The organism is Synechococcus sp. UW140, from assembly GCF_900474295.1.
Taxonomy (GTDB): Bacteria; Cyanobacteriota; Cyanobacteriia; order PCC-6307; family Cyanobiaceae; genus Synechococcus_C.
Map to the genome: position 1 here is coordinate 1 of NZ_UCOB01000001.1, position 2,613 is coordinate 2,613.

General features: G+C 54.0%; 1 protein-coding gene. It reads right to left on the reverse strand.

What is annotated here, in order from left to right; genetic code table 11:
• Positions 1–2,129: S8 family serine peptidase (locus DXY10_RS00005; RefSeq protein WP_170955633.1), on the reverse strand; the 2,129-nt coding region annotated here is incomplete at its 3' end.
• Between the last annotated feature and the right edge of the window lie 484 nt (positions 2,130–2,613).

The window sequence follows — 2,613 nt, forward strand, 5'->3', positions numbered from 1 at the left end:
GCGGTATCGCGTCCTGAACCACCATTGATGGTGTCATTGCCGAGATAGCCGTAGATCCAGTCATTGCCGAGCCTGGCATCGATGATGTCGTTGTGTTCTCCGCCTGTGAACAAGTCGTCGCCTTTGAACAAGTTGTCACCGTCTGCTGTGACGATCTCATTGAGGTTGACATCATTCATGCGCTGGCCGGATATGCCATCAGCAGCGGCGTTGATGGAGAAGTCGTTGACCGTTAGTTGGGAGTCATAGTACCCATCGATGGCATCAACTACGCCTAAGGAAAAGGTGAATGACCCAGAAGTTTTGCCTCCTAAATCTTTTTGGCTAAGAATGTATGTAAATGTACCTTTTTTATTGCCTTCGTCTGTTGTGTCTTCTCCCAGTGCAGCCAGGCTGTAGACGTTCTTGTTGATGGCGTAGAAGGCGTAATCTGCCCAGGGGAAGGTGTCGATCGAGCTGAAATCAAATGAGAATGTGATTGTGTCGCCAACTTTGCCAGTGCCACTGGTTTGGAAGGCTGAGCCTTCATTAGCGTTTACGGCTTTTTTTGTACTTGTGAGATTGCTATCGAGAACACCTGAGCTCAGTCCCAGTTGTGATTCGAGGCTACTTTGAGAAAGTGATCCAGTGGAATTGGAGATATTGATTACGTTGGTTCCTGATGCTTCACCGAAGTAGAGGTAGCCGTCTTTGACGGGTGGTTCATCTGGTTCTGGTTCTGGTTCTGGTTCTGGTTCTGGTTCGGTACTCTTGATCAGGGCGAAGGGGTCGGCCACGCCGCCTGTAGAGGCTTTCACCATGTCGCCTTGTTGCACGCCTCCCATCAGAAGCAGGCCGGCTACATGGGGGGCGGCCATCGATGTGCCGCTCAGTGAGGCGAGTTGTCCACCTTGGTAGTACGAGTAGACACCGACGCCTGGCGCGGCGACGTCAACGTCATCACCACCACTGCTGTTATCCCAGTTGGACCACCAGGGCATTTGGTAGGTGTTATCAACGGCAGAAACCGTGTAAACGTTTTTATGGTCACCAGCGCTAGCTGGTGAATAGTAATCGGCGTCATCGCCACTATTACCGGCGGCGATTGAAAATTTGATTCCCTGATTTGCGGCATTTTTGACAGCCTGATCCAGGCCGGCGCTATAGCCACCGCCCAGGCTCATGTTGATCACAACCTTCGACTTATCCAGGTTGTTGTTGTTAATAACCTGGGTGGCGTAGTTCACCGCATCGATAATCGTGGTGTAGCTAGCGCCTCCGCCACTGCTGTCGAACACCTTGAGGGAGATCACTTCTGCACCTGGGGCCACGCCAACCACGCCTTTGCCGTTCGCAAGAGCGGCGATTGTGCCGGCTACGTGGGTTCCATGGCCGTTGCCATCGGTGAAGGCGCTCTCGCCGCTGATCCAGCTTTTCGACCAGTTGGTATTGATGTTGAGATCACCCGTGGTCTTGAGAACGCCGGAATCAATTACGAAGGCATAGGAGCCGTTGCCGGCGTTGCCCTGTGTGGAGATGTCTGCACCCCCCCAGACGGCTTTGACCCCGTAGGGGAGAATTTCACCGGTGCTAGCTGTGCCATTGCCATAGGCAGGCAACGCACTGAGTTCGATCGACTTGAGTGCTCTCAGGTTTTGGCCAGGTTGGCTGTTGATCCAGAAGCGATCCAGCCCCACGATTTGATCCAGTGCATTCTGCGAGGAAGACCGGATCGGATTGAATAAGGGCAGTGCTCCAGTGGAGTGATCGGGGTCTGCACCAACCGGTTGCACCTCCATCGGAGGGCTGAGCGGCATCGGTCGGTCCACCTCAACACTTGTGATCCCTGGATTTTGGCGCAGTTGATCGGCCTGGAACGGAGTGAGCTCAATGCTGAAGCCATTGATGGCGCCATAGATCTGTGTTGGCGCCGTCTGGATTCCGGCGGCTTTCAGCGCCGCCGAAGACCGATTGCTCAGGCTGCTCTCTGCATTGATGCCGTCAAAGAAGACGTAGTGCTGCTCTGCTTCTGAATGACTGTTGGCCTGACTGACCTGGATCGACCGTGAGGCTGCAGGCCTGTCTTCAAGAACATGGCGGCTTTTCTGATGCGGCCATCGACGACTGAGAAGCTCAAGAAGGTTGTCCATGGTTGTCTCAGAGGCCAATGGAAGTCGCAATATTTGCCTTCTGTCGTGACTCAACAGCTAGGTCTTGTGAGACCTTATTTGTTTCCACTGATCTGATTGTAAGACTGTCTGGGGTGGTGATCAGGACGATCATTCCAATTCCTCTGGTTTTCGGCATGATCCCCGTCCAGCACTGCTCTCTCTTGGGATAGCGGCCAATGGTCTGAGGCCAGAACCATCGGTTGTCCCTCGTTCAGGATCGCTGTTGCTGCCTCTGCTGGGTGTGAGGGTTCTTGGTGTGTTGCCTGAGTGATTCCTGAGAGCATCTTGTTGGCGTTCCAGTTGGGTATTTCTCCTCATGCCGTTTTCCTGCTGACTCGCAGACAAAAACCCCGCTCCTGGCGGGGTCTTTGTCACTGACTGTCCGCTTTGAGGCTTCAGACGAGGTAGCTGCCCCTGCGCTGGAGGTCACCAGCGGCGTCTTCAACAACGGCCATGAGGTCAC